This window comes from Exiguobacterium sp. PHA03 (assembly GCF_041945985.1).
Classification (GTDB): Bacteria; Bacillota; Bacilli; order Exiguobacteriales; family Exiguobacteriaceae; genus Exiguobacterium_A.
In genome coordinates this window covers 276,355-285,739 of sequence record NZ_JAUTYQ010000002.1, presented here as the reverse complement: position 1 = coordinate 285,739, position 9,385 = coordinate 276,355, and the positions used below count along the sequence as shown (strand labels likewise).

General features: G+C 36.9%; 6 protein-coding genes and 2 riboswitches. All 6 genes read right to left on the bottom strand.

All coding sequences use genetic code 11. From position 1 onward, the window contains the following. Positions 1-257 precede the first annotated feature (257 nt). Positions 258-1,169, bottom strand: coding sequence for a proline dehydrogenase family protein (locus Q7C19_RS12565; RefSeq protein WP_375092274.1), 912 nt, complete (start codon positions 1,167-1,169; stop codon positions 258-260). An 84-nt stretch (positions 1,170-1,253) separates the two neighbouring features. After that, positions 1,254-2,558 carry an NCS2 family permease gene (locus Q7C19_RS12560; RefSeq protein ID WP_035411623.1) on the bottom strand — a complete coding sequence of 435 codons (1,305 nt, stop codon included), beginning with the start codon at positions 2,556-2,558 and terminating at the stop codon, positions 1,254-1,256. Positions 2,559-2,693: 135 nt separating this feature from the next. Continuing rightward, positions 2,694-2,795: riboswitch (purine riboswitch) on the bottom strand. A gap of 116 nt (positions 2,796-2,911) precedes the next feature. Continuing rightward, positions 2,912-5,452, bottom strand: coding sequence for a DEAD/DEAH box helicase (locus Q7C19_RS12555; RefSeq protein WP_375092270.1), 2,541 nt, complete (start codon positions 5,450-5,452; stop codon positions 2,912-2,914). 7 nt (positions 5,453-5,459) lie between these two features. Beyond that, the gene (locus Q7C19_RS12550) at positions 5,460-6,386 is read right to left on the bottom strand and encodes a HamA C-terminal domain-containing protein (RefSeq protein WP_375092269.1); all 927 of its coding nucleotides are present in this window, start codon (positions 6,384-6,386) and stop codon (positions 5,460-5,462) included. 167 nt (positions 6,387-6,553) lie between these two features. Then, the gene (locus tag Q7C19_RS12545) at positions 6,554-7,345 is read right to left on the bottom strand and encodes a hypothetical protein (protein WP_375092268.1); all 792 of its coding nucleotides are present in this window, start codon (positions 7,343-7,345) and stop codon (positions 6,554-6,556) included. 275 nt (positions 7,346-7,620) lie between these two features. Further along, positions 7,621-9,141, bottom strand: coding sequence for a glutamine-hydrolyzing GMP synthase (gene guaA, locus Q7C19_RS12540; RefSeq protein WP_375092273.1), 1,521 nt, complete (start codon positions 9,139-9,141; stop codon positions 7,621-7,623). 129 nt (positions 9,142-9,270) lie between these two features. Next, positions 9,271-9,372: riboswitch (purine riboswitch) on the bottom strand. Positions 9,373-9,385 lie beyond the last annotated feature (13 nt).

Here is a 9,385-nt window from a genome sequence, read left to right as displayed (position 1 = left end):
TTTTGTATTCCGTAGAATACGATTTTTGCCTCATCGTTCAGTTTTCAAAGTTCGTCTGCCGCCTTAGCGACTTTAATAGATTAACAGGTTGTTTTGTTTATGTCAACCATGCTTTTTAAAAAACTTTTCAGCCCCAACGAACCGTTTATAAAAGGCGTCTCGCTGGAACATTTATTAATATAACAACAAAATTCGACAAACACAAGCATTATTTTAAAAAAACTTTGCAAAGAGTTTAAATCCTCTTCGCAAAGTCTTTACCTTCTTAACATGGCGCCTACTGTAAACGCGATATTCGCTGGGCGTTCTGCTAGCCGTCTTATCAAATACGTATACCAGTCCAAACCATGCGGAACGTAGATGACGACACGATAACCTTGTCGAACTAACTCTTGTTGTCGTTTTGGTCGCATGCCTTGAAGCATTTGAAATTCAAACCGTGATGGATCAATTTGTTTCATTTGAGTAAAGTCAATGATTTGCTGAATAACTTGTTCATCATGTGTCGCGATTTGCGTGTAGTTGCCTTCTAACAAATTAATCTTCACTAATTGAAGGTACGTCTCATCGACGGTCTTTTTAGGTTGAATATAGGTTTCATCGTCTCCATCGTATGCGCCTTTGACGACACGTACTGTTGCCTGAAGACGTTCTAGATCAAAACGACTGCGGTATACATTTGCCTGTAATGCAATTCCGACGTTCGGATATCGTTCATGCACGCGTTCAAATATTTGCACAATCGACTCAACCATCGTAGCTTCTTCCATGTTGACTGTCACACGCATATTTCTCTGATCAGCAACCTCTGCAATACGACTCAACTGTTGATAGGCGATATCTGGATCAATCCTTAATCCGATTGAAGTAAGTTTTAAAGATACTTGTGCATCTAGATCATATGCTTTGATTTGTCCGATGACTTTGATGCATTCATTCGCAATATCTACTGCGTCTTGTTCAGTCTCGATGAATTCGCCTAAACAATCTACTGTCGCCGCTCGTCCATCTTGATTGAACTGTTTGACTGTGTCGAGTGTCTCTTCCGCGCCCTGCCCTCCGACGAACAATGTTCCACCAAGTGGTAACCCGACTTTTCTGGCGAATTGAATAAGTAACTTATTCTCAGCCAAGTACTCGAATACAGGTCCAGTAATCTGCTGTAACATCTGAATCACCCTCTCTCTTCTCCCTTACCCTCTCCCTAACAAAAAAACGTCTTTCTTCTATATAGAAGAAAGACGCAGTTTGAATTAGTGCAACCAGATGAAGTAACCGAGGAATCCAAGTGATAATACGTACATGATTGGGTGTACGTCCTTTGCTCGTCCTTTTGCGATCATCGTGACCGGGTAGAAGAGGAAACCGAATGCAATCCCTGTTGCGATCGAATACGTTAATGGCATCATGATGACGGTCAAGAAAGCCGGAACCGCATACTCGAATTTTTTCCAATCGATTTGCAGCAATGAAGCTGCCATCAATACACCGACGATGATCAATGCGGGTGCTGTGACCGGCGCAGTGATGATCGCGAGTAACGGTGAGAAGAATAAAGCGAGACCGAAGAACAATGCTGTAACGATGGCTGTCATCCCTGAACGACCGCCTGCTGCGACTCCAGCACTGGATTCAACGTATGAAACCGTCGTCGATGTTCCGAGAATCGAACCGGCTACGGTTGCTGTTGAGTCAGCGATTAATGCGCGACCTGCGCGTGGTACTTTATTTTCTTTAATTAGACCCGCTTGGTTTGCTACCGCAACCAACGTGCCCGCTGTATCAAAGAAATCAACGAAGAAGAAAGTCAGGATGACGATCATCATTTGGACCGTGAAGATTTCATTAAAGTGAAGAAATGCCTGTCCGAAGGTCGGTGCAATACTTGGTGGTGCTGAAACGATTTCACCAAAACTAGTCGGAACTGGAATTAATCCGAAAATCATTCCGGCAATGGCCGTTATAATCATTCCGAAGAAAATCGCGCCTTTGACACCGCGTGTCATCAAGACAGCTGATACGACAAGACCGAATACTGCGAGAAGTGTTGTTCCCTTGCTTAGGTCACCGAGCGAAACAAGTGTTGCTTCGTTCGCGACAACTAAACCACCTGTTTTCAAGCCGATAAAGGCGATGAACAAACCGATACCTGCTGCGACTGCCATTTTCAACGGCTCTGGAATCGCATTGATGATCACTTCACGAATGCCTGAAGCCGTTAATACCATGAAGACGAGACCTGAGACGAGAACGCCCGAAAGTGCAGTTTGCCATGGAATACCCATGCCAATGACGACACTATATGCGAAGAAGGCGTTTAAACCCATACCCGGTGCAAGCGCAATTGGATAATTCGCAAATACTCCCATTGTGATGGAACCGATGATTGCGACGAGCGCTGTAGCACCGAATACCGCTCCCGCATCCATGCCTGCCTCTGCTAATGTGTTCGGGTTGACGAATAAGATGTACGCCATCGCGAAGAACGTCGTCATGCCGGCGATGAACTCTGTACGCATGTTCGTACCAAGCCCATTGAAATCAAAGAAACGCGCAATCGCATTTTCTTTTGCTTTCGGTTGGTGTGGCTGTTTCAATTGTGTGCTCATGATTGCCTTCCTTCCAAATAAGCCGTCTCCTTGAAAACGAAAAACGGCCCTTACCTAAGCGGTAAAAGCCGTTTCAATAAGCGCACGATGTTGCGTGTGCGCCGTAGTAGGAACCTTTACGGTGTTCCTGTAGAGACTTCCGGGCCCTATCCCCAGAATTATACGGCATTATTTATGTTTTTTAGTGGTATGAAAAATAAGAACAGACACATCGTAGCACGGTCAAATTCATGGGTCAACCATAAAAACGAAATTTAACCACTTATTTTATCCGAACGTTCGTAATTTCAAAAAAAAGAAATTTATACTATTAATTTTAACTGTTTTTGTTCCCAAGTACTTAAAAACTTTAATTTACTCGATAAAATAGTTTTAAAACTTTTATCATTTAACTTTCCTGAATTATACTTTTCGATTTCATCTTTAGTGAGCGTTTTAAATAAACTTATTGTCAACTCTCTATTTATTCCGAACTCAAGCATTTTTCTTTGAATAGGATTAAATAATCCTGTTTCTAAATAAGCTAATAAATTATTCTCAATTCCTACAATCTCAACTAAAGGTTTTAAAACTATAGGTATGTTGTAGGATACCATTGAATTAATATTATTTAAAACCTTTTCTACATCTTCTTCCTTTATATCCTTTTTCCACGAAATGATTTCTTTTAAAGAATCACCCGAGCTCCATTTTTGCGCTGTAATAACTATAGCGTATAACCAATTCTCCTCTGTAATATTGATGTATTTAAAATACTGCAAAGAACAGTGGTTTTTTATAAAAATTAAACAAGCCATAATTTTTTCAACAAAATCATTTTCATTCGGTCTAGTCGGAATCGAAGGAAAAGAACCATTCTCATAAAGTTTTTTCAAACGATTCAATGTTATGGGATCCCAGTACCTGTTATTTATGCAAATTTCTTTACTAACTTTTAAGCTACTCATTGCAACATTGATTTTTTTTATATCTAATTCTGATAAAAATATTCCTACTCTATTTAAGTATGTACTAGATTTTAAGCCGTACTTGATTATGGTTTGTCTTATGTAAATCAAAATATCTTTTTCATAAGTATGAAAACTCACTTCAGTATTATTATTTAACTCCTTCAAAATATATTCCTCGTGTTCATTAAATCTCGATGCATAACCCGTGTTAATTTCTTTTTCAGGAGTTTCTTCAGGATTTATAGACTCTTTCACAAACATTTCTTCATCAAGAATTATCGTCCTCCCTAAAAAATCTTGCATTAATCTTCCTGCTCTACCTTTTAAATTTGAAAAATCATATCCAGACAGGGTTGGATTTACATTATTAACGTTTCTCCTTGTAAACAAATGCGGATTTCTAGTAATTATATTTTTAACAGGTAGATTAACTCCTTGTATTAAAGTAGTTGTACAAACCAAATTTTTAATTAATAATTCTTTAAAAGCAATCTCTACAACATTTCTCACATGCATTGGCATTTTGCCATGATGATAAGCCAACTCTTTTTTTAAGCATCCTATTAAACTATATTTCGGATGTACTGTATCCGAAATATAAGTTATTAATTCAGTTAATTCTTTATTCAATTTATTTTGTTGCATCTCACTCGAAATCATACTCGCTATCTTGGGTGCATAATTTGCAGTTGGCGAAAAAATTATTGATCCTGATTCATCTTCATTTAGTCCTTCAATTAATTTCAATAGTAAGTTTACTATTTCTTTTCCATACTTTTGTTTTCCAAAAAGTTTTTTATCCATATATTCATTATTCAATTCAATAGATTGTTGACTTTCTGTTATGTAATTATATTGATTCAAAATTAACTTTTTATTCTTATACGAGAAAGAATAAGTTATATTAACTACCGGTGGTACATTGGTACTTAAAGCAACGGCCTTTTGTCCAAATAATTGCTTAGTTAAAACCGAGATATTACTTATTCTAGGTCCACTAATAATTATTTTATGAGGATTAAATTCATCTCTTAAAGTTAAAATTGATTCATACAATCTTTTTGCTCTTTCATCGTCTTCTAAATTTGCTCGTTCAATATTTTGAATTTCATCAAAAACTGCTAAATCTAATTCTTCAAGAAAATTATTTTTCCCATTTAAACCTGTGCTTAATCTCTCTTGAGTCAAAATAAATATATGTATAAGATTATCTTCGAAAAAATCATTTGGTACTACTTGATGTATTACTACATCATCGAAACCTCTGCTCTTTAGATTTTTGGCAAAATCTTTCGAAAGTTGATTTATTAAACTTAATGTAGGTACAACAAAAAGAAATTTCTTCTTATCTGCCTGTATCATAGAAATAATTTTATTTATTAATACATAAGATTTCCCCGCAGAAGTTGGTGCTGAGATTCCTAAAAATTTATGCTCATCTATAGTCATCCATATGCTTTTTTGAAACTGTGATAGCAAAATTGAATTTCCTTTAGAAACTTCCACCTCACTATCAATTAAATATGAAGCTACATAAGTTTCATCTAAAATACTTCCTAACCCACTATAGGTAAGTGATTCATTATCAATATTTTGATCAATCATTATAGTACTTGGTGAAAGCCCTATCCTGGTCAACAATCTCACCATAAATGGTACTAAACCTTCCCATTCAATATTTCTATGCTCCCAAATAAGACCACATATTAATAAACACTTTTGTTTTGAAACAGTGTTATTAAAGTCTCGTGATAGTTTCTCTGCTAAATTCAAAGCTTTAGTAGCCAATTTAACATCTAAATCAGGTCTTAAGTCGATTGCTCCAATCTTAAAAGAAAATGCTCTCAAATCATGCTTTAAAAGATCTCCTATTAATTTATCATCTACTTCCATTCTATTTTCACCCCAGTTGTTTAGTAAAATCATCAATTAAATCTTGAAGAGCTTTTACAGAAAACATTATTAAATTTAACCTTGGACGTAAGTGCTTAGGAAAGTCATTATATGCTTTTAAAGTTGTAAAGTTCATTGTTTCGTCTTTGATATCTTGAATTAACGAATTTAATGCAGTATCTCGAGATGTTAGGTCTATATCTTTTTTCATATCATATGTAACAATACAAACAAGGTGTACTTCAAATTGATTCAGATTATTTCCTTCTTTGTAGTCGATAGCTATTTGTTCAATATCCGCACTGATAAAGTCTTCATATATATATAAGTCAAGTTCATTTCTATGATTAATGTAATGTTTTTCATATAAATCTGAAATCGCATCTTTTAACCCCTCTTTAAGACCACCTTTTTTTCTATTATAAGTTTTGGCTTCGGCAATAAATATCTTGTATATCCCATTTTCAATATTAATATGAATTGCATCTGCACCATTTCTTTCTAAATTAGGATTAGTTGTTATCGGCATTTTTCTTAACAATGGAATCGCTCTAAAGTGATACTGTAATAAATTAAAAATTAATAACTCAGAGAATTGACCTTGTAATGAATTTCGTCTAAATTTTTTTCTGGTATGTTGGTATAGCTTTATCCAGGCTGACCCATCATCTCGCTGAGTACCTATATTAAATTGATTTAATAACTTTTCTTGCTTTTTTTTATCATAAACATAAGATATAACGGTAGACTGTAATTCCTCTAAAAATTCCTGTCTCATTTCTATAAGATCCGCATAATTAATACACATCCCTATATGTTCATTATTATTTCCTATGGAATAATCATCTTTATAGAAATGTAACGTTTTAACAAAAGAATCCAACTTAGAAACGAGTGAATCAATATCAACTTCTAATATATTTGAATCTCCCATACTATCACCCCAAAGCAATAATACCATTTTTTACATTTATCATCATTAATTTGTAAGTATTGTAAAAACGTTTGGTAGAGACTTATTAAATAAGTCTCTACCAAACGTTTTTAATCATATGAAGGTAGTTTTGACGTCACATTACAGGATAGTTAAATCTTTAGAATTTATTTTATATATTTATTTATAGCACATCGAACAAGCTCGACTAAATCTGCATAAGAGTTTTCAATTTCTCTTTCGACCTCTAAATAATTAGTTTTTAAGTTTGTATGTCCAATTTGATTTCTAAGCCAAGTATATTTAGTTTCTTTATATGGAATACCCTGTCTATCTTTATGCAACTCACTATTTTTATCATCCGAAACATTCCAAATAGATTGTGCTCTTATAAAATCGTCAACTTTTGCTTGTCCCTTACCATTCTCGATCCCATGATGGATTATTATTTCCATTAAAATACTATACATTGCGACGAAACTGCCTACTTTATTTTCAGAAAACATAATCGCTTTAAATAAATTTTTTTGCCCATTATTCGCCAAAAAATCTAAATAGCTTTTGTCACCTAAGCTTTTAATTATTTCATCTGCATGATTTGCATTCAAATTAACACTTTCAGGCTTTTTTAAAGTGATTCTACCTATGGCTGTTTCTTCCCCTCCATTTTCGCTTATATAAGAAATGTAAGGACATGTAGATTTTAATAAAAATCTATCTGCCATAATATTTATAAAATTATCTACGATTATTTTTGTTTTTTGCTTACTTTCTTCTTTATTATCTGAGTTAAAATCAAGGAATAAAAAATCAATTCTACCTTTCGAAGAATCATTTACATTTAAAAAACTAATTTTGACTCTCATTTCAAACTCTGTATCAAAGAATATAATCGGTTTCTCAAAATAAACGCCTTCTACTTCAGCACTATATTGAACTTTCCATTTCCAATCCGACAAAAATTCCACCCCTTATATAGTTATCACAGCAAAATATTTAAAGATTTTATTATTGTATCAATCCAATTACATTAATTCCATACATTTGTTCACGAAAAAAGCCCCTTTCATTCACACGTTATGTGAACAAAAGAGAGCTTCATTTTGAAATAGAGTTGTTAAGGATGAAACAGACTTATCTTCGCCTTTCTCCTTTAAATACCTCTTAAAACACTGATATGACGTGCTTTATGAGCCACCACGTTCTTTTACAGAAACGTGGTGCTGATTCATTATTATTCCCACTCAATCGTTGAAGGTGGTTTCGACGTCACATCGTACAGGACGCGGTTAACGTTCTGGACTTCGTTGACGATTCGAACCGAAATCTTCTCAAGCACGTCCCATGGGATACGTGCCCAGTCTGAAGTCATCCCGTCAATTGACGTGACAGCACGGATTCCGACGGCATAGTCGTATGTCCGCTCATCGCCCATGACACCAACCGAACGGATCGGAGGAAGGACTGTGAAGTATTGCCAGATTTCGCGCTCGAGTCCTGCTTTTTTGATTTCATCCCGAAGAATGAAATCAGATTCGCGGACGATTTCGAGTTTCTCATCTGTGATTTCACCGAGGACACGAATTCCGAGACCTGGTCCTGGGAACGGCTGACGCCAGACGATTTCATCAGAAAGACCAAGTTCTTTCCCGAGTTCACGGACTTCATCCTTGAACAACGTATTGATCGGTTCGATCAATTCAAACTGCATGTCTTCTGGCAATCCACCGACGTTGTGGTGTGATTTGATTGTTTGTGCCGTATCCGTACCACTCTCAATGATATCCGTGTAGAGCGTACCTTGGGCAAGGAAGTCCATATCCGTCAGCTTCGAAGCTTCTTCATCAAAGACGTAGACGAACTCGTTACCAATGATTTTACGTTTTTGCTCTGGATCCGAGATACCACGGAGTTTGTCGAGGAAACGATCCTGTGCATCAATCTTGATGACGTTCATGTGGAAGTGATGCGCGAACGTCTTCATGACGCTCTCCGCTTCACCTTTACGCAGTAAACCATGATCGACGAACATACATGTCAATTGATCACCGATTGCCTTGTGAATCAAAGCTGCGACGACAGACGAGTCGACACCACCTGAAAGAGCACAAAGAACTTTTTTATCGCCGACTTGTTCTTGGATCTTCGCTACTTCGATTTCGATGAAGTTCTCCATTGACCAGTCGCCTGCACATTTACAGACTTCAAAGAGGAAGTTCTTGAGCAATTCTTTTCCAAAGACCGTATGGTTTACTTCTGGGTGATACTGCACACCATACATTTTCAACTCTTCGTTCTTGATCGAAGCGATTGGACATGACACGTTCGTCCCATCAACGACGAATCCGTTTGGCACAGATGTGACGAGGTCACTGTGACTCATCCAGACCGTTTGTTCAAGCGGTAAGTTCGCATACATCGGTGACGGGTCTTGTAACGTCAATGTGGCTTTTCCATATTCACGATGTCCCGCACGTTCTACTGTTCCGCCGAAATGTTGTGACATGAGCTGCATGCCGTAACAGATTCCGAAGATTGGAATACCGAGGTCGAAGATTTCCGGGTCACACCGGTACGCATCCTCTGCGTAGACGCTACGTGGACCACCCGAGAAGATGATACCAGCAGGTGCGATTTCTTTTACTTCAGCTGCAGTGATTTTATGCGAATGCAATTCACTGTAGACACCAAGGTCCCGAATACGACGTGTGATCAATTGATTGTACTGTCCTCCAAAATCGAGGACGAGAATCATTTCCTGGTCCAAATGTGCTTCCAAATCTGTTCCCGCCTTTCTGATTTCATGCGCACCCTATGAAAAAAGCCCACTCTTCGCCCATGGATAAAATGGAAAAAGAGCAGGCCGCTTCACAAAAAAATGTATACGAAGGGTCTGCTCCTTCATAGTCAGGTCGTTTAAGGTGACCCGGTAGAGACTCTCGCGCCATATTCGCGAGTATATACAAAGGAGATTGCATGTGTGTGATTTACGTTGTTCC